General features: G+C 69.3%; 23 protein-coding genes and 1 tRNA gene. 14 read left to right on the forward strand and 10 right to left on the reverse strand.

What is annotated here, in order from left to right:
• Positions 1-52: 52 nt before the first annotated feature.
• From AC1DDU_RS09240 to AC1DDU_RS09250, 3 genes are all read left to right on the forward strand, one after another.
• Positions 53-247: a hypothetical protein gene (locus AC1DDU_RS09240; RefSeq protein ID WP_477433262.1), complete on the forward strand. Its 195-nt coding sequence runs from the start codon at positions 53-55 to the stop codon at positions 245-247.
• A 137-nt stretch (positions 248-384) separates the two neighbouring features.
• Positions 385-1,851: a cardiolipin synthase gene (cls, locus tag AC1DDU_RS09245; RefSeq protein ID WP_477433264.1), complete on the forward strand. Its 1,467-nt coding sequence runs from the start codon at positions 385-387 to the stop codon at positions 1,849-1,851.
• A gap of 123 nt (positions 1,852-1,974) precedes the next feature.
• On the forward strand, positions 1,975-2,709 hold the full coding sequence (locus AC1DDU_RS09250) for a hypothetical protein (RefSeq protein WP_477433266.1): 735 nt from the start codon (positions 1,975-1,977) through the stop codon (positions 2,707-2,709).
• Between the two features lie 44 nt (positions 2,710-2,753).
• On the opposite strand, the gene AC1DDU_RS09255 is transcribed toward AC1DDU_RS09250, so the two are convergent.
• Genes AC1DDU_RS09255 through AC1DDU_RS09265 form a run of 3 tightly spaced genes read right to left on the reverse strand, consistent with a single transcriptional unit; the run spans position 2,754 to position 4,461 of the window.
• A complete protein-coding gene (locus AC1DDU_RS09255) occupies positions 2,754-2,984 on the reverse strand; it encodes a helix-turn-helix domain-containing protein (RefSeq protein ID WP_477433267.1) in 231 nt (76 codons plus the stop codon).
• Positions 2,981-3,727, reverse strand: coding sequence for a hypothetical protein (locus tag AC1DDU_RS09260; RefSeq protein ID WP_477433269.1), 747 nt, complete (start codon positions 3,725-3,727; stop codon positions 2,981-2,983). The genes AC1DDU_RS09255 and AC1DDU_RS09260 overlap by 4 nt, the downstream gene beginning before the upstream one ends.
• Positions 3,724-4,461: a hypothetical protein gene (locus tag AC1DDU_RS09265; RefSeq protein ID WP_477433270.1), complete on the reverse strand. Its 738-nt coding sequence runs from the start codon at positions 4,459-4,461 to the stop codon at positions 3,724-3,726. Before AC1DDU_RS09265 ends, AC1DDU_RS09260 begins: the two co-directional genes overlap by 4 nt.
• Positions 4,462-4,667: 206 nt before the next feature.
• Between AC1DDU_RS09265 and AC1DDU_RS09270 the strand changes: the two genes are divergently transcribed.
• The 3 genes from AC1DDU_RS09270 to AC1DDU_RS09280 all read left to right on the forward strand — a co-directional run bounded on the left by AC1DDU_RS09270 (position 4,668) and on the right by AC1DDU_RS09280 (position 8,561).
• Entirely contained in the window at positions 4,668-7,193 is a 2,526-nt protein-coding gene (locus tag AC1DDU_RS09270) for an ATP-dependent Clp protease ATP-binding subunit (protein ID WP_477433272.1), read from the forward strand.
• An 83-nt stretch (positions 7,194-7,276) separates the two neighbouring features.
• Positions 7,277-7,780, forward strand: a complete 504-nt coding sequence (locus AC1DDU_RS09275) for an amino-acid N-acetyltransferase (protein WP_477433274.1) — start codon at positions 7,277-7,279, stop codon at positions 7,778-7,780.
• A 76-nt stretch (positions 7,781-7,856) separates the two neighbouring features.
• Complete coding sequence (locus tag AC1DDU_RS09280) at positions 7,857-8,561, forward strand: hypothetical protein (protein WP_477433276.1); 705 nt, start codon at positions 7,857-7,859, stop codon at positions 8,559-8,561.
• A 469-nt stretch (positions 8,562-9,030) separates the two neighbouring features.
• On the opposite strand, the gene AC1DDU_RS09285 is transcribed toward AC1DDU_RS09280, so the two are convergent.
• Together AC1DDU_RS09285 and AC1DDU_RS09290 are read right to left on the reverse strand one after the other, a co-directional pair.
• A complete protein-coding gene (locus AC1DDU_RS09285; protein WP_477433278.1) occupies positions 9,031-9,606 on the reverse strand; it encodes a cation efflux transmembrane domain-containing protein in 576 nt (191 codons plus the stop codon).
• Positions 9,607-9,699: 93 nt separating this feature from the next.
• A complete protein-coding gene (locus tag AC1DDU_RS09290; RefSeq protein WP_477433279.1) occupies positions 9,700-11,268 on the reverse strand; it encodes an amino acid permease in 1,569 nt (522 codons plus the stop codon).
• A gap of 188 nt (positions 11,269-11,456) precedes the next feature.
• On the opposite strand from AC1DDU_RS09290, the gene AC1DDU_RS09295 reads away from it, so the two are divergent.
• From AC1DDU_RS09295 to AC1DDU_RS09320, 6 genes are all read left to right on the forward strand, one after another.
• Positions 11,457-12,812 carry a glutamine synthetase family protein gene (locus AC1DDU_RS09295; RefSeq protein WP_477433281.1) on the forward strand — a complete coding sequence of 452 codons (1,356 nt, stop codon included), beginning with the start codon at positions 11,457-11,459 and terminating at the stop codon, positions 12,810-12,812.
• Positions 12,813-12,906: 94 nt separating this feature from the next.
• The gene (locus tag AC1DDU_RS09300; RefSeq protein ID WP_477433476.1) at positions 12,907-13,632 is read left to right on the forward strand and encodes a gamma-glutamyl-gamma-aminobutyrate hydrolase family protein; all 726 of its coding nucleotides are present in this window, start codon (positions 12,907-12,909) and stop codon (positions 13,630-13,632) included.
• A complete protein-coding gene (locus AC1DDU_RS09305; RefSeq protein WP_477433282.1) occupies positions 13,629-14,987 on the forward strand; it encodes an aldehyde dehydrogenase family protein in 1,359 nt (452 codons plus the stop codon). The genes AC1DDU_RS09300 and AC1DDU_RS09305 overlap by 4 nt, the downstream gene beginning before the upstream one ends.
• 23 nt (positions 14,988-15,010) lie before the next feature.
• Positions 15,011-15,784, forward strand: coding sequence for a 3-oxoacyl-ACP reductase (locus AC1DDU_RS09310; RefSeq protein WP_477433284.1), 774 nt, complete (start codon positions 15,011-15,013; stop codon positions 15,782-15,784).
• Between the two features lie 9 nt (positions 15,785-15,793).
• A complete protein-coding gene (locus tag AC1DDU_RS09315; protein ID WP_477433286.1) occupies positions 15,794-16,510 on the forward strand; it encodes a FadR/GntR family transcriptional regulator in 717 nt (238 codons plus the stop codon).
• 33 nt (positions 16,511-16,543) lie between these two features.
• The gene (locus AC1DDU_RS09320) at positions 16,544-16,954 is read left to right on the forward strand and encodes a dehydrogenase (RefSeq protein ID WP_477433288.1); all 411 of its coding nucleotides are present in this window, start codon (positions 16,544-16,546) and stop codon (positions 16,952-16,954) included.
• A 199-nt stretch (positions 16,955-17,153) separates the two neighbouring features.
• On the opposite strand, the gene radA is transcribed toward AC1DDU_RS09320, so the two are convergent.
• From radA to AC1DDU_RS09335, 3 genes are all read right to left on the reverse strand, one after another.
• A complete protein-coding gene (gene radA / locus AC1DDU_RS09325) occupies positions 17,154-18,524 on the reverse strand; it encodes a DNA repair protein RadA (protein WP_477433290.1) in 1,371 nt (456 codons plus the stop codon).
• 98 nt (positions 18,525-18,622) lie between these two features.
• The gene (locus AC1DDU_RS09330; protein WP_477433292.1) at positions 18,623-19,576 is read right to left on the reverse strand and encodes an L-lactate dehydrogenase; all 954 of its coding nucleotides are present in this window, start codon (positions 19,574-19,576) and stop codon (positions 18,623-18,625) included.
• Between the two features lie 39 nt (positions 19,577-19,615).
• A complete protein-coding gene (locus AC1DDU_RS09335; RefSeq protein ID WP_477433478.1) occupies positions 19,616-20,986 on the reverse strand; it encodes an MFS transporter in 1,371 nt (456 codons plus the stop codon).
• Between the two features lie 210 nt (positions 20,987-21,196).
• Between AC1DDU_RS09335 and AC1DDU_RS09340 the strand changes: the two genes are divergently transcribed.
• Complete coding sequence (locus tag AC1DDU_RS09340; protein WP_477433293.1) at positions 21,197-22,054, forward strand: LLM class F420-dependent oxidoreductase; 858 nt, start codon at positions 21,197-21,199, stop codon at positions 22,052-22,054.
• A 45-nt stretch (positions 22,055-22,099) separates the two neighbouring features.
• Positions 22,100-22,190 (forward strand) — tRNA-Ser (locus AC1DDU_RS09345).
• Positions 22,191-23,106: 916 nt separating this feature from the next.
• On the opposite strand, the gene AC1DDU_RS09350 is transcribed toward AC1DDU_RS09345, so the two are convergent.
• Positions 23,107-23,601 (reverse strand): hypothetical protein, encoded by a 495-nt coding sequence (locus AC1DDU_RS09350; RefSeq protein WP_477433295.1) that lies wholly within the window; start codon positions 23,599-23,601, stop codon positions 23,107-23,109.
• A gap of 269 nt (positions 23,602-23,870) precedes the next feature.
• Entirely contained in the window at positions 23,871-24,272 is a 402-nt protein-coding gene (locus AC1DDU_RS09355; RefSeq protein WP_477433297.1) for a hypothetical protein, read from the reverse strand.
• Positions 24,273-24,417 lie beyond the last annotated feature (145 nt).

Below are 24,417 nucleotides of genomic sequence, written 5' to 3' on the forward strand. Positions count from 1 at the left end.
GCGAACCCCGCGCGCGGGTCGGCCTGGGGAGGAGGGGCGGTATCCTGGAGGCATGGATTACTGGGTCGCGGCGTTCTGGACGATCCTGCCGACCGTCGTGGTCCTCGGGATCTTCGTCTTCGTCGTGCGCAGCGTGATGCGCGCGGACCGCACCGAACGGCGCGTGTACGCGAAGATCGAGGCCCAGGAACGCGCCAAGCGCGGACTGCCCCCGGCAACCCCGGACGCGGCATCCGCCGACCGCTGATCAGGCCTTTCGCGGGTCGGATCCGCCGCGCCCGTGTCGCGGTTCCGTCCCGGCGTCCATCGCCCCCGTTACGCTGGGGCTCACTGCCCGACCGGCCGTAGTCCCGTCCGGTCGGCACCCTCGAGAGGCACCGGCAGATGTTCACCATCACGATCGATGCGACGTGGTGGCTGGTGCTCGTCTTCATCGTCGACATCGTGATCCGCGTCACCGCGATCATCGTGGTGCCCCGCAACCGGCGCCCGACCGCGGCGATGGCGTGGCTGCTGGCCATCTACTTCATCCCGATCATCGGGGTGTTCCTGTTCCTGCTGATCGGCAACCCGCGCCTGCCGCGCAAGCGCCGGCGCAAGCAGGAGCGCATCAACGACTACATCCACGACACCAGCGCGTCGCTGGACTTCGGGACGCTGCGCCCGCACGCCCCGCTCTGGTTCACCTCGCTGGTCACCCTCAACCGCAATCTCGGCGCCATGCCCCTCGCCGGCGACAATGCGGCGCACCTCATCCCCGACTACCAGGAGAGTCTCGACGCGATGGCGGACGAGATCCGCCGGGCGCAGCGCTACGTACACGTCGAGTTCTACATCTTCCAGTCGGATGCCTCCACCGACAACCTCTTCCGTGCGCTCGAAGAGGTCGCCGCACGCGGCGTGCCGGTGCGGGTGCTGCTGGACCACTGGGCCAATCGCGGCAAGCCGTTCTACAAGCGGACCCTGCGGCGTCTGACCGCGATGGGCGCGCAGTGGCACCTGATGCTCCCGGTGCAGCCGCTGAAGGGCAAGTACCAGCGACCCGATCTGCGCAACCACCGCAAGCTCCTCGTCGTCGACGGCAAGGTCGCGTTCACGGGCTCGCAGAACATCACCGACTCGACGTACAACCTCAAGAAGAACATCAAGCGCGGCCTGCACTGGGTCGACCTGATGGCCCGCATCGAGGGCCCGGTGGTGGCATCCGTCAACGCGGTCTTCCTGTCGGACTGGTACAGCGAGACCGACGAGGTGCTCACCGACGACATCGAGCTGTTCGACGTGACCAGCGGCCCGGGCGATCTCGACTGCCAGATCGTGCCGTCCGGTCCCGGGTTCGAGTTCGAGAACAACCTCAAGCTGTTCGCGGCCCTGCTGTACGCCGCCCAGCGCAAGATCATCGTCGTCAGCCCTTATTTCGTCCCCGACGAGGCGCTGCTGCTGGCGATCACGACGGCGTGCCAGCGCGGCATCCACGTCGAGCTGTTCGTGTCGGAGGAGGGCGATCAGGCGATCGTCTACCACGCGCAGCGCAGCTACTACGAGGCGCTGCTGCGTGCGGGCGTGAAGATCTGGATGTACAAGAAGCCGTTCATCCTGCACACCAAGAGCCTCACCATCGACGACGAGGTCGCGATCGTCGGCTCCAGCAACATGGACATGCGCTCGTTCGGTCTCAACATGGAGATCTCGATGCTCGTGCGCGGCGAGGAGTTCGTGCGCGAGATGCGCGCGGTCGAAGACCGTTACCGATCGCTGTCGCGTGAACTCACCCTCGAGGAGTGGGAGAAGCAGCCGCTGCGCTCCACCGTCCTCGACAACCTCGCGCGTCTGACGTCCGCGCTGCAGTAGGGCGATCTCCCGGCGGATCGTGACCTCCGCGTGATCGGCCTGATGAGATTCCGGGTCCTTTTGCGACACGATAGGGATGACGGATGCCGGGGGGATGGCATCCGCGACACCGAGGAGGCTCGCATGCTCGTTCGCTCTCGTTCACTGGTCGCCGGTCTCGGCCTCGCGCTCCTGGCCGCCGGCATCCTGACCGCCTGCGCCACGCCCGCCGGATCGGGGAGTACCCCGGCGCCGTCGGGGTCGGAGACGTCCTCCGGCGCGGGTACCGAGATCGAGGTCGACGCGGCCTGGGTCGACAACGGCCGCATGGTCGCCCTGGTCACGCAGGGGTCGTCGACGTGCGTTCCGATCGCCTCCGACGTGTCCTACGCGGACGGCGTGCTCGAGGTCGAGCTCGCCGACCCGCCCGGCGACACCGCCTGCACCCGCGACATGGTGCCGCGTGCGACGCTCGTGGGGCTCCCGGACGGCGTCGACCCGGCGCAGGATCTCGAGATCCGGGTGACGGGCGCCTACACCGGCGACACCGACCTCGACGGCGTGACGGGACTGACGGCCGACGCCGAGACCGACTACCTCCCGAGCGCAGGTTGGGCCGACAACGGCCAGTTCGTGATCGTCACGTGGGGTTCGTCGTCCTGCCCGCCGGTGATCGAGAACGTCGAGGCGACGAGCACGACCGAGGTCACCGTGACCTTCGCGACCCCGCCCGCCGACCAGGTCTGCACGATGGACATGGCCCCGCGCGGCACCGTCGCGCAGGTCACCGCCGACCTCGACGACGACGTCGAGACCTTCGCGATCCTCACCGGCGCCGAGTTCGACAACGTGCGGATCCCCATCATCGGCCACGACTGACGAGGGTGATCCCGGATGCCGCGGGCCGCGGCATCCGGGATCCCTCAGTCCGCCCGCACCAGCAGGTCGCCGATCTCGCAGTCCAGCGCGCGGCAGATGGCCGACAGCGTCGAGTAGCGGATGGCGCGGGCCCGGTCGTTCTTCAGGATCGACAGGTTCACGACCGACACCCCGACGAGTTCCGACAGCCGCGTGAGCGTCATGCCGCGCTCCTCGAGCAGTTCGTCGAGGCGGCAGTGGACGCCGGAGGGGCCTTCGTCGTCGGCGGGGCTCATACCATCAGGTCCGTCTCGCGCTGCAGGCGGGCACCGTGGCGGAAGATCACTGCCAGCGCCGCGAGGGCGAGCGCCGCGCCGATCGGCCACAGCGGCAGCGTCATGGTGAAGCCCGAGGGTGCCGTGGCCGCCTCGCCCGTCCAGGAGCCTGGGAACACCTCGTGCGCGGCGAGGTAGCGCCCCACGATCAAGAGCACCTCGGAAGTGATGCCCGCCACGAGCACCGAGACGGCCGAGATCATCAGCCAGCGCGATGCGGCCCCGGCGAACGGCTTGCCGGCCGCAGCCAGCCGGCACAGCATCGCGACGAGGAGTCCCGGGACCGCCGCCAGCACCCAAGCGAACAGGCTGCCGGAGAGCAGGATCGTTTTCACCCCGGCCGACAGCGCGCTGATCTCGGCTGTCGCCGTGGGGATCGTCGCGCAGTACAGCGTCGGCTCGGCGAACCCGGAGCTGCCCGGCTGCCGGCACGGCAGCGCGAGCGGCCATTCGACGCTCACAGGCAGGCCCGTGATCGTCGTCGTCGGCGAGAGGAACAACGCCACCACCCCGGCGACCGCGCCGAGGGCGACGATGGCGACCCACACGCGCGCCACCGCGCCCGTGACGTCCAACACCACCGAAGCGACGCGCCGGCGGCGGGCATCCCACACCAGCACGCTGAGCGCACCGGCGATGATCGCGAGGGCAACGAGCGCCGCGATCGCGACGCCGGCCGGATCTCCCCATCCGACGTTCATCACACCAGTGCCTCCGTGTCCTTCTGCATGCGGACGCCGATCTGGAACGCCGCCGCGACCAGTGCGAGGCCGAGCGCCCAGCCCACCGGCGCCAGGTCGAGGCTGAGGCTCCACGCCATGAACCCTTCGTAGGGTCCGTCGCCGCTGTCGCCGGCGGTCATCTCGCGTTCGCCGAGGAACGTGACCACCGATGCCTGGGCGGCACTCGCGAGCACCTGCGAGCCCAGTCCGCCGACGAGCACCGCGATCGAGGCGACGCCGACGACATTCGGGAGCGACCGCACGAACGGACGCCCGCGCAGGAGGGCGATCGCGAGCCACATCACCGCCACTCCGATCGACAGCGCTGCGATCAGCGGAAGCGCCACCTCCAGGTACAGGAGCCAGCGAGTGCCGGCCGGGAGCCCCGCCACCTCGAGCCACACCGACTCGTAGCCGGCGCCGACGATGGCGTCGGACTTCTCGGTGAAGCCCGGCACCGGCGCGTTCGCGACGGGGAAGCCTGCCACCCGCGACGGCTCCGCCGAGAACGCCTGCGTCCCCGCCATGACGAGGAACACCGCGCTGCCCCCGGCGACCAGGAGAGCCCCGGTGCCGACCAATGCGACGACCCATTCCTCCACGCGTGACAGCGCGGTGGCGCGGTCGCCCCGTCTGCTGCGCACCATGACGGTGACGACGATCGTCGCGACGAGGATCGGCAGCCCGACCCAGAGTGCGAGGAAACTCCACGGCATGTACCCGCTCCATATCGATAAACGTTGGTATCGAAAAACGATATGTCGGATGGATGCCGGAGGTCAAGGCATCCGCCACCAGAACACGTCATGCGGGAGGCGCTATGCCCACGGCGAACACGGCCGTACGCTGCGCACCGCGTCGTTACCCTCGATGTAAGGCGAGGCGGGCTCAGCAGACCCGCACCGCCCAGGAGGAGTGAACGATGTTCGAGAGATTCACCGACCGTGCCCGTCGTGTGGTCGTCCTCGCCCAGGAAGAGGCGAAGATGCTCAACCACAACTACATCGGCACGGAGCACATCCTGCTCGGGCTGATCCACGAGGGTGAAGGCGTCGCCGCCAAGGCCCTCGAGAGCCTCGGCATCTCGCTCGACGCCGTGCGCGAGCAGGTGCAGGACATCATCGGCCAGGGCCAGCAGCAGCCGACCGGTCACATCCCCTTCACCCCGCGCGCCAAGAAGGTGCTCGAGCTCAGCCTCCGCGAGGCGCTGCAGCTCGGCCACAACTACATCGGCACGGAGCACATCCTGCTCGGCCTCATCCGCGAGGGCGAGGGCGTGGCCGCCCAGGTGCTCGTCAAGCTCGGCGCCGACCTCAACAAGGTGCGCCAGCAGGTCATCCAGCTGCTCTCGGGCTACCAGGGCAAGGAGCCCGCGGGTGTCGCCTCCGGCGCCGGCGAGCAGACCCAGGGCACGACGGCCGGCGGCTCGCAGGTGCTCGACCAGTTCGGCCGCAACCTCACGCAGGCCGCGCGCGACAACAAGCTCGACCCGGTCATCGGGCGCGAGAAGGAGATCGAGCGCGTGATGCAGATCCTGTCGCGCCGCTCCAAGAACAACCCCGTCCTCATCGGCGAGCCCGGTGTCGGAAAGACGGCGGTCGTCGAGGGCCTCGCACAGGCCATCGTGAAGGGCGACGTGCCCGAGACCCTCAAGGACAAGCAGCTCTACTCGCTCGACCTCGGCTCGCTCATCGCCGGTTCCCGCTACCGCGGCGACTTCGAGGAGCGTCTGAAGAAGGTCACCAAGGAGATCCGCACGCGCGGCGACATCATCGTCTTCATCGACGAGATCCACACCCTCGTGGGTGCCGGTGCCGCCGAGGGCGCGATCGACGCCGCGTCGATCCTCAAGCCCCTCCTCGCCCGTGGCGAGCTCCAGACGATCGGTGCGACCACGCTCGACGAGTACCGCAAGCACTTCGAGAAGGATGCCGCGCTCGAGCGCCGCTTCCAGCCGATCCAGGTCGCCGAGCCGAGCCTGCCCCACGCGATCAACATCCTGAAGGGGCTTCGCGACCGCTACGAGGCGCACCACAAGGTGCAGATCACCGACGGCGCGATCGTCGCGGCGGCGAACCTCGCCGACCGCTACATCTCGGACCGCTTCCTCCCCGACAAGGCCATCGACCTGATCGACGAGGCCGGCGCCCGCCTGCGCCTGTCGATCCTGTCCAGCCCGCCGGAGCTGCGCGAGTTCGACGAGAAGATCGCCAAGGTCCGTGAGGACAAGGAGCGCGCCTCCGAGGACCAGGACTTCGAGAAGGCCGCATCGCTGCGCGACGAGGAGAAGTCCCTCCTCGCCGAGCGCCTGCGCCTGGAGAAGCAGTGGCGCTCGGGCGACGTCGCCACCCACGCCGTGGTCGACGAGGGCCTGATCGCCGAGGTGCTCGCGCAGGCCACCGGCATCCCGGTCTTCAAGCTGACCGAGGAGGAGTCGAGCCGCCTCGTCTTCATGGAGAAGGCGCTGCACCAGCGCGTCATCGGCCAGGAGGAGGCGATCGCCGCCCTCTCCAAGACGATCCGTCGCCAGCGTGCGGGCCTCAAGGACCCGAAGCGCCCGTCGGGCTCGTTCATCTTCGCCGGCCCCACCGGTGTCGGAAAGACCGAGCTCGCCAAGGCGCTCGCGGAGTTCCTCTTCGACGACGAGGCCGCGCTGATCTCGCTCGATATGTCGGAGTTCGGTGAGAAGCACACCGTGTCTCGTCTGTTCGGCGCCCCTCCCGGGTTCGTCGGGTTCGAAGAGGGCGGCCAGCTCACCGAGAAGGTGCGCCGCAAGCCGTTCTCGGTCGTGCTCTTCGACGAGATCGAGAAGGCGCACCCCGACATCTTCAACTCGCTGCTGCAGATCCTCGAAGAGGGTCGCCTGACCGACGGTCAGGGTCGCGTCATCGACTTCAAGAACACGGTGATCATCATGACGACGAACCTCGGTTCGTCGGCGATCGCCGGAGGCCCCGTGGGCTTCCAGGTCGAGGGCAACGCCGGCACGACCTACGAGCGGATGAAGGGCAAGGTCAACGAGGAGCTCAAGCGCAATTTCAAGCCCGAGTTCCTCAACCGCGTCGACGACATCATCGTCTTCCCGCAGCTCGACAAGGACGAGCTGCGCCAGATCGTGGGCCTGTTCACCAAGCGCCTCGGTGAGCGTCTGCTGGACCGCGACATGACGATCGAGCTGACGGATGCCGCCAAGGACAAGCTGATCGAGATCGGCTTCGACCCGGCGCTCGGCGCCCGGCCGCTGCGTCGTGCGATGCAGCGCGAGGTCGAGGACCGCCTGTCGGAGAAGATCCTGCACGGCGAGCTCGACGCGGGCGACCACGTGAAGGTGGATGCCGTGGACGGCGAGTTCGTCTTCGAGCACGGACCGCGCGGCGACAAGGTGGCGATCGGCGTCGTGCACAACGGCGAGATCACCGCGACGCCCGACCTCGCGGCCAACGCGTAACAACGTCACGACACGAAGAGCGGATGCCGGCGGCATCCGCTCTTCGTGGTCGTCGGGGTCGTGTGCGGCTCTACGCTTGACGGGTGGCAGAGTTCACCGTCCGGCCGGCGCGCACGCGCGATGTCCCTCGCATCCAAGCGCTCCTGGAGCCGTTCGTGCAGCGGCGCATCCTGCTGGGCAAGGATCTCGTCGTCCTGTACGAGGCGACGCAGCAGTTCGTGGTCGCCGAGGACGAGAACGGCGACCTGATCGGGTGCGGCGCGCTGCACGTCATGTGGGAGGACCTCGGCGAGGTCCGCACGCTCATCGTCGCTGACGGATGGCTGCACCACGGCGTGGGCCGCGCGATCGTCGAGCGCCTGGAGGAGAACGCCCGGGTGCTCGGGCTCACGCGCCTGTTCTGCCTCACCTTCGAGGTGGACTTCTTCACCCGCCGCGGCTTCGAGCAGATCGGCGAGCAGGTGGTCGACCCCGACGTGTACTCGCAGCTGATCCGCTCGCCTGACGAAGGTGTCGCGGAGTTCCTCGACCTCGCGCACGTGAAGCCCAACACGCTCGGCAACACCCGCATGCTCAAGCGACTCTGAGGTCGGCAGCCGGCGAGGTGGCGGCATCCGGGGCGCGCCGACCGGCGAAGGCCGCGCCCGCGGTTAGCCTGTCAGCATGACCGGCTCCACTCCGCGACGCCGCCACTCCCCGGCGGTGTACCGTCGCCGGCGTCTGGTCGTGCTGCTGCTCGCGCTGCTCGTCATCGCCGGTGTGGTGTGGCTGCTGATCGCCCAGCCGTGGGCGGGGTCGGCGAACGAGCCCAAGGACGGCGACGACAAGCCGCAGGCGCAGAACACGGCCGATTCGCTGCCGGTTCCGCAGTCGCAGGCGACCGGCGGCGCGACCGATGCCGGTGCCGTCGAGGGCGCCGTGGTGCAGGGCCAGACGCCGACGCCCGGCGCGACGCCGACCGCGCAGCCGTGCGTTGCGAGCCAGATCGTCGTCGAGCCCGTCACGACCGCCGACACCTACGCCGGCGACCAGAACCCGCAGTTCTCGATCAAGCTCACCAACAACGGCGCCGACTGCACCCTGAACGTCGGCACGAGCGCGCAGTCGTACACCGTGTCCAGCGGAGACGACGTGTGGTGGCGGTCGACCGACTGCCAGAGCGAGCCGAGCGACATGGTGGTGCTGATCGCCGCGGGCCAGACGGTCTCCAGCGCCGCACCGCTCACGTGGGATCGCACCCGTTCCGCGGTCGGCACGTGCGCCGACGCCACGCGTCCCCGCGCTCCCGGCGGCGGCGCGTCGTACCACCTCGCCGTCGAGATCGGCGGCATCCCCTCGACGCAGCCGAAGCAGTTCCTGCTCTACTGAATCCACGCGGACGATGCCGCGAGCACCCGCCGCCCCTCGCCGCGAGCGGGCATCGCGGGTGCTGATCCTATGAACATCGTGTGAGAAACGAATCTCCCACTTGTCCCCCTTTTGGGGGACAAGCTATCGTTGCGTTGGGCGCGCGCGCGGACCTGGGGAGCACTGCCTCCGCGACGCGCCTGCTGGGGATCTCTGGGGCTGGGACCACTGACTCCCTCGCGCACTCCCCCCGTGCGCGGATCGCCCTCGGACGCTGCAGATAGGTGCTGCGGCGTCCGAGGGCGTGGGCTTTGCTCGGTGTCGTCACACGCCCGCTGGGGACAGGCTTGGGCACTGGGGATGCCGTCGTGACGATCGAACTGTTCAAGCGCGAGCTCGGCTTGATCCCCACCTTAGGGGCCCGAGAGGCTGCCTACAAAGCGTTTGGTTCTTGGACTCGATCCACCATGGTCGCGTTCGATCGGAAGGATCACGGCGTCGGATCGACCTCGCGGCGGGCGGCGAGCCACACCACGCGAGCTGCGTCGGCGTTGAGGATGCCGATCGCGACGCCCACGACGATGTCGAGCCAGCCGGTGGCGAACCACACCGTGAGGATCCCGACGGCGATGATCGCCAGGTTCGCGATCGCGTCGTTGCGCGCCGACAGCCAGGCCGCCTTGGTGAGGCTGCCGGCGTGATGGCGGTGGCGCACCAGCAGTGCCGCGCACGCGAGGTTCACCGCGAGCGCGCCCGTCGCGGTGAGGGTGAGCGGTATCGGTGCCGGCGGGTAAGGGTCGAGGATCTTCACGACGGCCGTCCAGATCGTCGCGAGCGCGGGGATCAGGATCACGAACGCGAGGATCGATCCGATGACGCGACGGCGGTGAGCCGGCCACGGCAGTGTGGCGAAGATGAGGATGTTGATCAGCCCGTCCTCGAGGAAGTCCACCGAGTCCGCGAACAGCGACACCGACCCGATCGACAGGGCGACCGCGAACTCGACGCCGAAGTAGGAGAGGTTCAGCAGCGCGACGACGAGGACCACGCGACGAAGGGGCTCCACGCACTCATGCTCTCACCCCGGTGACACGACGGAGCGGGGCGTCCCCCCGGACCGCCCCGCTCCGCGCCCCCGCACAGGGTGTGTGACCGACACCTACGGTTTGTCGTCGAAGACCTCGGTCTCCATCGCGTCGTAGCCCTCCGACTGCGGATCGCCGTGCGTGCCGCCGGAGATCGCGTACTCCTCCTCGGGGGAGAGCACCAGACGGTGTCGGAAGTAGATGGCGAAGCCGATGAGGATCACGACGTAGACGATCGCGATCGCCACGATCGCGGGGCGGGCCGGCTCGTTGATGAAGAAGCCGAAGAAGATCAGCACCGACACGGCGCCGGCGATGACCGCGCCGGGGATGCCCCAGGGGCTCCGGTAGGGGCGGTTCGCGTTCGGGAACTTCTTGCGCAGGATCACGTACGACACCATCTGCAGCGTGTAGGCGATCACCGCGCCCCAGATCGCGATGTTGAGCACGATCGCGCCGGCGACGCCGGTGGCTCCGCCGAGCGAGTCGACCAGCACCAGTGCGATGAAGCCGATCACGGCGCCGACGACGAGCGCGACCCACGGGGTCGCCCGCTTGCCGGTGAGCGACAGGAACTTCGGGTAGTAGCCCGCCCGCGACAGCGAGTACATGTTGCGGCCGTAGGCGAACATGATGCCCTGCAGCGATGCGAGCAGGCCGATGAGGGCGAACAGCGCGAGGACGGCGGCGAGCTCGTCGCCGACGATCGCCCGGAAGCCGTCCAGCAGCGGCTCGCTGGCGACGCCGGTCGCCTCCGCGCCGACCACGCCCGTGTTCAGGAACAGCACCAGCAGGCCGGTGACGATGAGGGTCGTGCGTGCGATGAATCCGGCGCGCGGGATGTCGCGCACGGGGTTGTGCGACTCCTCCGCGGCCAGCGGGAGCTCCTCGATGCCGAGGAAGAACCACATCGCGTACGGCAGGGCGAACAGGATCGGGATGACGCCGTGCGGCAGGAACGCCGACTGGCCGGGGTCGGGTGCGATGTCGAACAGCTTGTCCCAGCTGAACTGGCCGGAGAAGATCGCCATCACCGAGAACACCAGGATGACGCCGATGGCGATGATCGAGACCACGATCGCGAACTTGAACGAGATGCTCGCCCCGGCCGCGTTGAGGGCGATGAACACCGCGTAGAGGATGACCCACCACACCCACGCCGGCATCGAGAAGCCGAGCAGGATGCTCGTGATGTGGTCGGCGTAGCTGGCTGAGAAGTACACGATCACCGCGGTGGTCGCGACGTACTCGATGGTTTCGGCGGCGCCGGTGACCAGGCCTCCCCACGGGCCCATCGCCGAACGCGCGAACGAGTAGGCGCCGCCGGTGTGCGGCATGGCGGCGGCCATCTCGCCGATCGAGAAGATCATGCCGTAGTACATGGCGACGAGGATGACGAAGGCGATCAGCATGCCGCCGAAGCCGGCGAAGTCGATGCCGAAGTTCCACCCCGAGAAGTCGCCCGAGATGACGGCGGCGACGGCGAGGCCCCACAGGCCCCATACGCCGGCGCTGCGTTTCAGGCCGCGCTTCTCGAAGTAGTCCTGCCCGGCCCGTGTATAGGTCGCTCCTGCGACCTTGGCGGAGCCGCCGTTGGATGATGCCGGAGAGTCCGGCTGGGGTGCACTGCTCGCTTGGGACATCGGTTCTCCAAGGATTCACGAAGGAAGGTGCGCTCGGGTCGCGCTCATGCGCTTTTCGCCGATTGTGGCGCCTATTGGTCGGCTGTGTCTACCTTTGGAGCGGAATTTGGTTAGAGTGTCCGCGTGAGCGCGGTTCGCTGGACCGCGCTCACCACTCTCGCCGCACGTCGAGGACACGAGGAGGACGGATGCCGGGCAACCTCACCGTCGAGCAGCTGACCGCCGCCATCGCCGCGGGGGACATCGACACTGTCGTCGTCGCCTTCGCCGATGCGCAGGGCCGCCTGGTCGGAAAGCGCGTCTCGGCGCGGCTGTTCCAGGAGGAGGTGCTGCCGCACGGCGCCGAGGCCTGCAACTACCTGCTCTCGGTCGACGTCGACATGAACACCGTCGACGGCTACGCGATGTCGAGCTGGGAGACCGGCTACGGCGACATGATGCTCCGCCCCGATCCCACGACGCTGCGCCGCATCCCGTGGCTGCCGGGCTCGGCGCTGGTGATCGCCGACCTCACGTGGGAGAACGGCGACCCCGTCGTGCAGTCGCCCCGCGACATCCTGAACCGCCAACGGCAGCGGCTCGCCGAACGCGGCCTGGTCGCCTACTCGGGCACCGAGCTCGAGTTCATCGTCTTCGACGACGGGTATCGGGATGCCTGGGCCAAGGGCTACCGGAACCTCACGCCGTCCACCGACTACAACGTCGACTACGACCTGCTCGCGTCGGGGCGGCTCGAGCCGCTGCTGCGCGACATCCGGCTGTCGATGGACAGGGCCGGCTTCTACACCGAGGGCGTCAAGGGCGAGTGCAACCTCGGTCAGCAGGAGATCGCCTTCCGCTACGCCGAGGCGCAGGAGACGGCCGACCAGCATGCCATCTACAAGAACGGCGCGAAGGCGATCGCCGAGAATCACGGCAAGTCGCTGACCTTCATGGCGAAGTTCAACGAGCGCGAGGGCAACAGCTGCCACATCCACCTCTCGGTGCGCTCCGAGTCGGGCGACGCGGTCATGGCGGGCGAGGGCGACAACGGCTTCAGCCCGCTCATGGAGCACTGGATCGCCGGCATCCTCGCCACCATGCGCGAGTTCACCCTGCTGTATGCGCCGAACATCAACTCGTACAAGCGGTTCGCGAAGGGCTCGTTCGCGCCGACCGGCATCGCATGGGGCGTCGACAACCGCACCTGCGCGCTGCGCGTGATCGGTCACGGGCACTCGCTTCGCGTGGAGAACCGGGTTCCCGGTGGTGACGTCAACCCGTACCTCGGCATCTCGGCGATCATCGCGGGCGGGCTGCACGGCATCGAACACGAACTGCCGCTGCCCGACCGGCTGGACGGCAACGCGTACACCGCGGGCGTCGACCACCTGCCCACGACGCTGCGCGAGGCGGCGCAGCTCTTCGACGAGTCGGCCATCGCGCGCGCCGCCTTCGGCGACGACATGGTCGAGCACTATCTGAACCAGGCGCGCATCGAGGTCGAGGCCTACGACGCCGCCGTGACCGATTGGGAGAGGGTGCGTGGCTTCGAACGCCTCTGACCGCGTTTCGTCTCGCTTCGCTCGCTCAGCGACCGGGGCTTCCCGGTCGCTGGGCGAGGAGCGCAGCGACGAGACGAAGCGTCATCGCAAGCCGGTGATCGGCCTGACGACCTACCTCGAGCAGGCGAAGCAGGGGGTGTGGGACGTCCGCGCGGCGTTCCTGCCGCAGCAGTATTTCGACGCCGTGACGGCGTCCGGCGGCATCGCCGTGCTGCTGCCGCCGCAGCCCGACGCCGACGCGGCGGCCGCGGCGGTGCTCGAGGGGCTCGACGGTCTCATCCTCACCGGGGGGCTCGACGTGCAGCCCGAGCTGTACGGGGCGGAGCGCCATCCGCTCACCGACCCCGCCCGGCCCGACCGTGACGCGTGGGAGCTCGCCCTGTTCCGCGGCGCGGAGGAGCGACGGATGCCGGTGCTCGCGATCTGCCGCGGGCTCCAGCTCGTCAACGTCGCCCGCGGCGGCACCCTGCACCAGCACCTGCCCGAGGCGCTCGGCACCGAGCGCTACCGCATCGGCGGCGGCGAGTTCGCGGTCAACGAGGTCGAGGTCGAGGAGGGCTCGCGGCTGGCGGGGCTGGTCGGCCCCGGCGGGTTCGGCGTGCACAGCTACCACCACCAGGGCATCGACCGGGTGGGCGAGGGGCTCGTGGTCACTGCTCGCACCGACGACGGGCTGGTGCAGGCGTTCGAGTCCGACGGCGACGGCTACCTCGTGGGCGTGCAGTGGCACCCCGAGGAGAACCACGAGGACCGCCGGCTGTTCGAGGGCCTGGTGGCCGAGGCATCCGTCTACGCGTCCCGAGGAGTGCAGCCCGCATGAGCGCCACCTTCACCGTCATCAACCCGACGACCGCGCAGCCGATCCGCGAGATCGCCCGGGCCGGTGTGGCCGAGACGGATGCCGCGATCGCGCGCGCCGTCGTCGCGCAGCGGTCGTGGGCGGCACTGCCACCGGTGGCGCGGGCCGACGCGCTGCGGTCGTTCGCGCGCGTCGTCGAGGCGCACGTCGAGGAGCTCGCGCAGCTCGAGGTGCTGAACTCCGGGCACCCGATCGGGTCGGCCCGGTGGGAGGCGTCGCACGTCGCCCAGGTGCTGAACTTCTACGCAGGGGCACCCGAGCGGCTGAGCGGGCAGCAGATCCCGGTCGCCGGCGGGCTGGACGTGACGTTCCACGAGCCGTACGGGGTCGTCGGGATCATCGTGCCGTGGAACTTCCCGATGACGATCGCCTCGTGGGGGTTCGCCCCCGCGCTCGCCGCCGGCAACGCCGTCGTGCTCAAGCCCGCCGAACTCACGCCGCTGACCGCGATGCGGCTCGGCGAGCTCGCGCTCGAGGCCGGGCTCCCGGCCGGGCTGTTCGAGGTGGTCACAGGCTCCGGATCCGTCGTCGGGCAGCGGTTCGTCTCGCACCCGGACGTGCGCAAGGTCGTGTTCACCGGGTCCACCTCGGTGGGAACGGATGTCGCCGCCGGCTGCGCACGCGAGCTCAAGCCCGTGACCCTGGAGCTCGGCGGCAAGAGCGCCAATATCGTCTTCGCCGACGCCGACCTCGAGAAGGCCGCGGCATCCGCGCCCGGTGCCGTGTTCGACAACGCGGGGCAGGACTGCTGCGCGCGCAGCCGCATCCTCGTCGAGCGCTCGGTGTACGACCGGTTCCTCGAGCTGCTCGAACCGGCGGTGCGGGCCTGGCGCGTCGGCGACCCCGCAGACGTGGAGACCGAGATGGGACCGCTGATCTCGGCATCCCATCGCTCCACCGTCGCGGGTTTCCTGGACGGCGCGGATGTCGCCTTCCGCGGGTCGGCGCCCGACGGCGACGGCTTCTGGTTCGCGCCGACGGTGGTGCTCGCCGACCGCACCGACCGCATCGCGCGTGAGGAGGTCTTCGGTCCGGTCGTCGCGGTGCTGCCGTTCGACGACGAGGCGGACGCGATCCGGCTCGCGAACGACACGGTCTACGGCCTGGCCGGATCGATCTGGACCGAGAACCTCGGCCGCGCCGTGCGGGTGTCGCGCGGTGTCAAGAGCGGTGTGCTGTCGGTCAACTCGCACTCGTCGGTGCGGTACTGGACGCCGTTCGGCGGCATGAAGGCCTCGGGCCTGGGCCGCGAGCTCGGCCCCGACGCCGCCGAGCACTTCACCGAGACCAAGAACGTGTTCTTCGCGACGGAATGAGCGGGGAACGGGAGAGGAATGCCATGGATCTGACGCAACGACTCAAGGACCGGGTCGCCATCATCACGGGCGGCGCGTCCGGGATCGGTCTGGCCACCGCGCGGCGGTTCGCCGCGGAGGGCGCGAAGGTCGTGATCGCCGACCTCGACCCGGTCACCGGCGAGGGCGCCGCCGCCGAGGTGGAGGGCGTGTTCCGCAAGGTGAACGTCGCCGACGAGGCCCAGGTCGACGAGGTCTTCGACGGTGTCGCCGCGGAGTTCGGCAGGATCGACATCGCGTTCAACAACGCCGGCATCTCGCCCGCCGACGACGACTCGATCGAAACGACGGAGCTGCCCGCCTGGGATCGCGTGCAGGACGTCAACCTCAAGAGCGTGTACCTGTGCTCGCGCGCGGCGCTGCGCCACATGGTGCCGGCGGGCAAGGGATCGATCATCAACACGGCGTCGTTCGTGGCGCTGCTCGGCTCGGCGACGTCGCAGATCTCGTACACCGCCTCCAAGGGCGGCGTGCTCGCGATGACCCGCGAGCTCGGCGTGCAGTTCGCACGTCAGGGCATCCGCGTCAACGCGCTGTGCCCCGGACCGGTCAACACCCCGCTGCTGCAGGAGCTGTTCGCCAAGGACCCCGAGCGCGCGCAGCGCCGGCTCGTGCACGTGCCGATGGGCCGGTTCGCCGAGCCCGAGGAGCTCGCGGCCTCGGTCGCCTTCCTCGCCTCGGACGACGCGTCGTTCATCACCGCGACCGCGTTCGTGGTCGACGGCGGCATCACCAACGCGTACGTCACGCCGCTGTAAGGTCGCGCTATGACCGATGCCCCGCTGCAGGAGGTGCGCCGGGCCGTGTACCGGCCGGTGCGCGAGGGCAACGCGCTCGAAGACACCGTGGCGCGCCTGGTGCAGACCATCCGTCTGGGGGTCGTGGCGCCCGGGGAGTCGCTGCCCTCTGAACGCGAGCTGGCGGTGCTGTACGCGGTCAGCCGCGACACCGTGCGCGAGGCGATCCGCGAGCTCGCCGACACCGGCTACCTGGTGCGCCGGCGCGGTCGCTACGGCGGCACGTTCGTCGCCGATCCGCTGCCGCAACCGCCGCATCCCCGCGACGTCTCCGAGGCCGAGCTCGAAGACGTCCTCGGGCTGCGCCGCGTCCTCGAGGCGGGCGCCGCACGGGCCGCCGCCGCCCGCGCCCTGGACGCCGGGGCCCGCGACGAGCTGTGGGCGCGGTACGAAGCGGTGGGGGAGGCATCCGCCGTCGACTACCGCCGGCTCGACACGCTGCTGCACCTGACGATCGCCGAGCTCGCCGGCATCCCGTCGCTGGTCGCGCTCGCCGCCGAGAACCGCGCGCGCGTCAACGAATGGCTCGACACGTTCCCGCTGCTGCCGCGCAACATCGAGCACTCCAACGCGCAGCACGAGCACATCGTGACGGCGATCCTCGCCGGGAGGCCGGATGCCGCCGAGGCGGCCATCCTCGACCATCTGGCCGGATCCGAGGCCCTGCTGCGCGGCTTCCTGGCCTGAAGGACGGACGACGCGGGCCGTTACGCTGGACGGGTGGCAGGCAAGAAGCGCGTGAAGAAGGCGAAGGAACCTCTGGAGTTCCGCAACACGCAGCTGGGCGACGCCTTGCAGACGCAGGACATGGCCGCCGTCGCGTTCGCGCTGCGCCACGGCCCGACGGTCGTGCCGCTGATGCGCCCGGGGCACCGCGACAACCCGCTCGACGTGGGCGAGGTGTGGACCTACCGCGACCCGAACACCGGGGATGTCGCGCTGCTGCTGTTCAGCGACGCCGCGCACAAGCCGGCGACCCTGCCGCCGGGAGTCGCCCTGCAGTCGCCGGGCTGGCTGCGGGCGTTCCTCGGCACGCACCAGGACGAGATCACGACGGTCTTCTTCGACATCGCGGGCCCCCACCCGCTGCAGGCGGCGCCCGCCGACCTCATCGCCGCACTCGACGCCTGACCCGAGAGCCGGCCGCGGACCTTTCAGACACTCCGCAGTGGAGCCGACCGGCCGCGGACCGGCGGGGCAGACTCACGGGGTGGATTACCTGCTCGTGGGCATCGTGTGCGCGGTCGGACTCGTCATCCCCATCGCACTGGGGCTGACCGACACCGCGCGGCGGCGGCGGCCGCGGCGTCGCTGAGCGGACGAATCGGGCTCAGAACTCCGGGATGTCTTCGCCGGGACGACCCTTGGATCGCGTGCGGACGTCGTCGAGCGCTCCGCGCAGGCGGCCGGAGCGGTCGTCGATGAGGTCGCGATAGCCGAGACGGGCGGCCTCGGTGCGGCGCTGCGCGGCCTGCGTGACCGGGCGCACCTCGCCCGCGAGGCTGAGTTCGCCGACGGCGGCGATGTGCCGGGGGATCGTCCACCCCATGACAGCGCCGGCGACCGCGAGGGCGATCGCCAGGTCGGCGGCAGGCTCGGTGAACCGTACGCCGCCGACGGTGGAGACGTAGACGTCCTTGTCGGACGTGCGGATGTCGACGCGCTTCTCGAGCACCGCGAGCACCGTCGCGACGCGGGCCGCGTCGACGCCGTTGACGATGCGCCGCGGGTTCGGCGACTTGCTGTCGATCGTCAGCGCCTGCACCTCGACGGGGAGCGCCCGCTTGCCTTCGAGCGCGATGGCCACGCAGGTGCCCGGCTCGGTGCTGCCGTGGCCCAGGAACAGGGCGCTGGGATCGGCCACCTCGGCGATGCCGGCGCCGGTCATGTCGAAGCATCCGACTTCGTCCGTCGGGCCGAAGCGGTTCTTCAGCGCCCGCACGAAGCGCAGCGACGTCTGCCGGTCGCCCTCGAACTGGCAGACCACGTCGACCAGGTGCTCGAGGATGCGGGGACCGGCGATCGAGCCGTCTTTCGTGACGTGTCCGACGATGATCGTGGGCAGCCCGCGCTCCTTCGCGATGCGGATGAGGGTGGCCGCGACCTCGCGCACCTGCGACGGGTGGCCCGCCATGCCCTCCGAGAGCGCGGACGACACCGTCTGCACCGAGTCGACGATGAGGAGGTCGGGCCGGACCTCGTCGACGTGGCCGAGGATCGTCGCGAGGTCGGTCTCGCTCGCGAGGTAGAGCTCGTCGTGCAGCGCGCCGGTGCGCTCGGCACGCAGCCGCACCTGCGCGGTGGACTCCTCGGCGCTCGCGTACAGCACGCGCCGGCCCTCGCGCGCCGACTGGGCGGCCACCTCGAGCAGGAGCGTGGACTTGCCGACGCCGGGCTCGCCGGAGAGCAGGATCGCGGCGCCGGGGACCAGGCCCCCGCCGAGCACGCGGTCGAACTCGCCGACGCCGGTCGTGCGGCGCGGTGCGTCGGATGTGTCGATGTGAGTGATGGGCTGCGCCGCGCGCGCGGCGCCGGGGGAGACCGGGGTCACCGAACGAAGGATGCCGGTCTGCTCGACCGACTCGACGACGGTGCCCCACTGCTGGCACTCGCCGCAGCGCCCGACCCACTTGATGCTGGTCCAGCCGCACTCGGTGCACCGATAGGGCGCGGTCTGCGTCGGGCGTCGGGCTGCGGCCATGTCCCCAGCGTACGGCGGGGACCCGACACCGCCCCGGCGCCGGGCCGTGCGTGCTCAGCAGGGGAGCGGAGCGCCGCGGCATCCGCTCATTTCAAGAGTCAGCCACGCAGCGAGTCCGCGACCTGACGCAGGGCGTCGGCCGAGGCGTGGAAGAGCTCGAGCTCACGCGTGTCGAACTGCGTCTCGCGGATCGGCGTCGCGCCGGCGGCGCTCACGACCGACGGCACCGACAGGGCGACGCCGTCGACCCCGTGGAAGTCGCGGAGCACGGGCGAGACGGGCAGCACCGCGTGCTGGTCGCCGAGGATCGCCTCGATGATGCGGGCGCTGGACAGCCCGATCGCGTAGTTGGTGGCACCCTTGCCCTGGATGACCTTGTAGGCGGCGTCGCGCACGTCGATGGCGATCTGGTCGAGCTCCTCGACGGACATGCGGTCGCCGCGCGGGGTGACCCATTCGAGGATCGGGACGGTGCCGATCGTCGCCTTCGACCACAGCGGGAACTCGGTGTCGCCGTGCTCGCCGACGATGTAGGCGTGCACGCTCGAGGTCGACACGCCGGCACGCTCGCCGAGCTTCCAGCGCAGTCGGGAGGTGTCGAGCACCGTGCCCGAGGCGAAGATGCGCTCGGGCGGGAGGCCCGTCTCCTCCTGCGCGAGCACCGTGAGCACGTCGCAGGGGTTGGTCACGATGACGTAGATGGCGTCGGGTGCCACGCTCAGCAGCTGCGGCATCATCGTCTTCATGATGCGGGCGTTCACGCCCGCGAGCTCGATGCGCGTCTGGCCCGGGTCCTGCTTCGCGCCCGCGGTGATGACCACCACGTGCGAACCCTCGACGACCGACAGGTCGCTGCCGCCGATGATGTCGCTCGCCCCGGTGAACTGCGTGCCGTGCGCCAGGTCGAGCACCTCGGCCTCGACCTTCTGGGTGGCGATGTCGTAGAGCGCGACGTGGCGGGCGGAGCCGCGGATGAGCGCCGCGTACGCGGCGCTCGAGCCGACGCTGCCGGCTCCGACGACGGTGACTTTCGAGTTCTCGATGACGGCCATGCCGTCAGTCTGGCAGGGGACCGGTGCCCGAGGACAGGGTCATGCGCCGGGAGAACCCGTCGCGTCGCGCTCGGGATTGCGGATGCCGAGGAACGAGGTGATGCCGCCGGCGATCATGAGGGCCGCCGTGACGAGGGCCGCGCGATGGAACCCGTCGAGGTCGAGCTCGCCTCCGACGATCGTGGCGAGCAGGGCGATGGTGATGAGTCCGGCGACACGCGCGACGGCGTTGTTCACGGCGGAGGCGATGCCCGAGCGCTCCGGCCCGATGGCGCCGAGGATCGCCGAGGTGAGCGGCGCGACCGTCAGCGCGAGACCGGCGCCCATGACGATCATGCTGGGCAGCACCTGCCACCAGTACGAGAACTCGGTGCCGACCGTCAGGAGCAGCAGGGCGCCGAGACCCATCGTGATCGGCCCGACCGTCATGAACAAGCGCGGACCCCACTTTCCGCTGAGCGCGCCGACGCGGGAGCTGAACAGGATCATGAGGATCGTCATCGGCAGGCTCGCCAGCCCCGCGAAGGTCGCCTTGAGGCCTGCACCTTCCTGGAGGTACACGACCACCACGAGGCCGTTCAGCGCGAGCGCGCCGTAGATGAACGCGGTGGCGACGTTGCCGGTCCAGAAGTTGCGCACCCGGAACAGGTCGAGCGGCAGGATCGGGCTGCGCACGGAGCGCTGCCGGAGGAGGAAGGCGGCGAACAGTGCGGCGCCGCCGAGGAGCGGCATCCAGATCGCGGGCGACGACCATCCTTGATTCGGCTGTTCGATGAGGGCGTAGACCATGCCGCCGAGTCCGAGCGTGCACAGGACGGCGCCGAGCCAGTCGACGGAGGCGTTCGGATGCCGGGTGTCGCGGATTCCGCCGCGCGCCAGCAGCACGAGGGTCGCGCCGATGGGCAGCACGTTGATGAGGAAGGCGAGGCGCCAGGAGGCCAGGTCGACGAGCACGCCGCCCAGGAGCGGGCCGACGATCATCGCCGACGTCGTCATCGCCGTCCAGATGCCGATCGCGCGACTCTGCGCGGCCCCGCTGAAGTTCGAGGTGATGAGGGCGAGCGAGCTCGGGACGAGGAACGCACCCGCGGCGCCCTGCACAGCGCGGGCCACGATGAGGAACTCGGCGGTCGGCGCCGCGGCGATCGCGATGGAGGCGATGCCGAAGCCGATGAGCCCGATGCGAAGGACGAGCACCCGCCCGTAGGCGTCGCTGACCGATCCGGCCACCAGGATCAGCGCCCCGAGCGTGATGAGGTAGGCGTCGACGACCCACTGCTGGGTCGTGATTCCCCCGCCGAGCTCTTCGCTGATGGCGGGGAGCGCGACGTTGACGATGGTGCCGTCGAGGAACGCCACGAACGACCCGAGCACCGCGATCCACAGCACGAACCGCTGGGTCGTACTCATGCCCGTCGCGCTCGCGGGCACCGCGGCCTCGTGCGCGGGAGTCTTCGGCACGGACGGGTCATCGGTCACCTGCCCCACGCTAGACCCGCCTCGCGACATCGGGGCCGCGATCGTCGGAGAAGGCGATCCGGGTCCCGCACTGGTCCATCCCGCGGGCCACGACTAGCCTGAACTGCTGCGGACCCAGCCGCACGGAACGGGGTGTCTCGGATGGACTTCGGACTTCACATCGCGGACTTCACCTGGCGCAGCGGCGCCGCGCAGCTCGGGCCCGCGCTCGCGGGGCACGTGCGCAACGCGGAGGCCGCCGGCATCCGTCGCATCACGGTGATGGACCACTTCTGGCAGCTGCCGGGTCTCGGACCCGTGGAGCACGAGATGCTCGAGGCGTACGCCACGCTGGGGTTCATCGCGGCGCACACCGAGAAGGCGATGCTGCACGCGCTGGTCAGCGGTGTGATCTACCGGCATCCGTCGCTGCTGGCCAAGCAGGTCACGACGCTCAACGTGCTCTCGGGCGGGCGCGTCGGCCTCGGCATCGGCGCCGCGTGGAACGAGGAGGAGTGCCGGGGACTCGGATTCCCGTTCCCACCCGTCGCACAGCGGTTCCGCGAGCTGGAGGAGACACTGCAGATCTGCCTGCAGATGTGGTCCGACTCCGAGGAGCCCTACGAAGGCGCGATCTGGCAGCTCGAGCGCACGCTCGACTCGCCGCAGGCGATCACCCGCCCGCATCCGTACCTGCTCATCGGCGGCGGCGGCGAGAAGAAGACCCTGCGGCTGGTGGCCCAGTATGCGGATGCCTGCAACCTCGGTGTGCGCGACGAACTGCCCACGCACAAGCTCGACGTGCTGCGCGGGCACTGCGACGCCGTCGGGCGCGACTACGACGACATCGAGAAGACCGCGATGGTGGCGATCACGCCCGAGTCGACGGCCGAGGGGCTCGCCGGGATCGCCGAATCGCTGGAGGGGATCGGGTTCACCGCGACGTACGTGTTCGCGGTGGGCATGGACGAGCCCGAGCGCGTCGTCGACGTCATCCGCGGCGCGATCGAGCGCGGCTGAGGCGCCGATTCGCGGCATCCGCCGACGTGTCGTAAGCTTGTCGGCGGTGACGTGTCCGAGCGGCCGAAGGTGCAACTCTCGAAAAGTTGTGTAGGGTAACCCCCTACCGTGGGTTCAAATCCCACCGTCACCGCCATGAAAACCCCTGTTCAGCAGGGGTTTTCTTTTTGCTCTGACCATCGTTTGCCCACATCGGTCCACGCTCCAGGAGCGGTTCACGCTTCGATCGTCCAACTGAGACACACACAGGCGGGAAAGTGGCCGAGCGAACTTCCCTCAGCATTCGCGGGATTCTGCGTTAGTCGGCGGAGCTGTCGGCGTCCAGGATGACCAACTCAACGTCGGCGACTCTCCTTACGGTGGGCTCGCGCGCCAACGTAGGTCGGGATCTCCTTCCCGCCGATAGCAGCTCCGGTGCGACGTCTCGGTGCTGCCCGTCGGGTGAGCGCGATGGCCACGGCGTGGTTTGCGGGACGAGCGCATTAGCCGTCGCGATGGTCGTCGAGAGCCGCCCTGAGCCGAGTCAGCGTGCGACCGTTCTCGGGCGGGTGAACTCCTTCGCGTTCGTCGGATGAGATGGACCGTGTCTGGCGACGCTGTCAGGTGAACGTGCAACATCCGTCTCGCGGCCCACCGGGCTTCACGCCAGCGTCGACCTCGTAGCGCCGCTGCCACAGGCGCAGCGTCTCCGGGGCTCATCCCGAGCAGCCCAGCGACGTGCCGGATCGCGGCCATCATCGTCGCGTGCTCCGGCCGCGCCTCCGCGAGCATCCGCAACGCCCGCTCACGCCATCTCCGGCGAGTACTTCCTGTTCATCGAGTTCCATCCTTGCTTGAAGAACGGAAACGAAAGTCAGGCCGATTCATACAACGGGCTGTGGGTCGCTTGGAGCGCCGGTTCCGCTCTCCAGTGTTTTCTCATCGATCGTTTAGCGAACGCGCCCCCCGCGGCCGCGCTGCGCCGATTGCTCCGAGCGGACTATCAAGGAAGGGTGGGCCGACTGCGACTCTCAGCCGGCCCACCCTTACCCGTTCCCCTGCGCAAGCAGGTACTAGTCGTCGTCCCGCGGGAGGGCCAGGCCGGCGTCGACGAGCATCTCCACCGTGTCCCACGAGTGGTCGGTCTCATCTCCGAGCGAAACCGTCACGGTCACGGGCCCCTCTCTGAAGCGAGCCGTTACGCGGGCTTTCAGGGCGTCGGCGTCAAGTTCCACCGTGGTCAGTCGTGCCTCTTGGTCGAACTGCTGTAGCCGGCCCGCGAGTACGAGTCCTCTATGGAGCTCCCGCCATCTCACGGCAAGCCCGGTGCCAGTCGGCGCTTCCTCTTCCTGTTGGAGGAGTAAGTCGTCGATCTCCACTCCCCAGGACTGCCGGAACGCCTCAGCAAGCTCGAAACGCGACCACTCGAGCTCGAGCTCGAGCATGGAATGGCCACGTCTCGAGACCTGCAGTTCCGGTTCGAACTCGATGCGCTCGACAATGATGCCTTCGGGCACGACTGCAGCCTCGACGCGCGCCAGTTGGTATAGGAATGTGCCCTCGGACATATTGACCCAGCCTTCTGGTGTCAGGCGTTGATCGCGTTCTTGACCCAGGATGGGCACGCACCGGCGACCCCGACGCAGTACGTCGTCACCACCCCATACGTCAGCTTCCCTGCACCCAGGCTGCGGTAGTCGACTACCGCCTCTACAGTGAGCGTCTTCGCCACCCAGCATCCGAGCCCGTTGCACTGAATCTCCGAGACTGGTGTCGTGGGGACTGCTGCACGGATGGGTGACTGCCCACACCTCGGCCCGGGGGGACCGCACCACGTCTAGGCGTCTTCAGACGCCGACGAATCAAAGACGGCGACGGTTCCGGCGGCAGTACGGCTGGCCAACACGAGAGCGAGGATTCCCATCCCGAGCGTGCCAGCGAGGAAGGCGAGGGTGCTGAACGTGCTGAAGAGTCCGGGTGTCTCCGTCAATACCGTCGGCGCAGCGACGCTCAACAGCTGTGGTGCGACCCATGCTCCAGCCTGAGCCGCGATCACCCACAGGGGGGCCCAGTTCCACGGGCTTGGAACCACACGCGCGCGGCCCACTTGGACTGCGGCGATCAGCCCTGCCGCCGCAGGCAGAAAGATAGAGAGGTTCAACCAGAATAACCAGCCGTCCACGGACGCGGCCGCCGCGTCCTCCGGTGTGATTAGCCGGCTGACGATGGTCGCCACCATTGGCCAAAGGGCGACGACCGTTGCCGCGGCCAGGCCTAGGGGCCTACGCGCCACCACGCTTCCCTCGGGGCGAAGGCCGATCGCAAGAACGAGAATCGCGGCAGCCCAAAGTAGATCGGCGAGAAGTGAGAGGGCGGCCCCCGCG

Source organism: Microbacterium sp. 05T445 (assembly GCF_056395865.1).